Origin of the sequence: Achromobacter sp. Marseille-Q0513 (assembly GCF_018195695.1) — a bacterium.
In the GTDB taxonomy this organism is placed as follows: domain Bacteria; phylum Pseudomonadota; class Gammaproteobacteria; order Burkholderiales; family Burkholderiaceae_B; genus Achromobacter.
The window spans coordinates 1-409 of record NZ_JAGTJY010000570.1; the positions used below are offsets into that span (position 1 = coordinate 1).

1 protein-coding gene is annotated in these 409 nt (G+C 65.8%); it reads left to right on the forward strand.

What is annotated here, in order from left to right; translation table 11 throughout:
* Nucleotides 1-159 precede the first annotated feature (159 nt).
* A partial coding sequence (locus KDH83_RS31795; protein WP_212323169.1) for a response regulator occupies nucleotides 160-409 on the forward strand: 250 nt, incomplete at its 3' end.

Genomic DNA, 409 nt, shown 5'->3' on the forward strand with positions numbered 1-409 from the left:
GGTCGCGGCGGTCATGGCGGTTTCCTGGGCGGCTGGCTTCGATTGACGCCATTCTTTCCCCGGGGCCGTATCCAAGTCCTCACGCAAACTTCAAAAAAATGTGATAACTCGGCCGCGCCGATTGGCGACAATAGCGCTATCCCATCGCCCGAGCCCCCCATGGAACCCTCCCGCCGCGTGCTGATCGTCGAGGACGACGCCCATATCGCCGAATTGCTGCGCATGCACCTGCGCGATGAAGGCTACGCGGTCGAGCATGCCGCCGACGGCCACGAAGGCATGCGCCGGCTGGAAGAGGGCGGCTGGGACGCGCTGGTGCTGGACCTGATGCTGCCGGGCGTGGACGGCCTGGAGATCTGCAAGCGCGCGCGCGGCATGGCGCGCTACACGCCCATCATCATCACCAGCG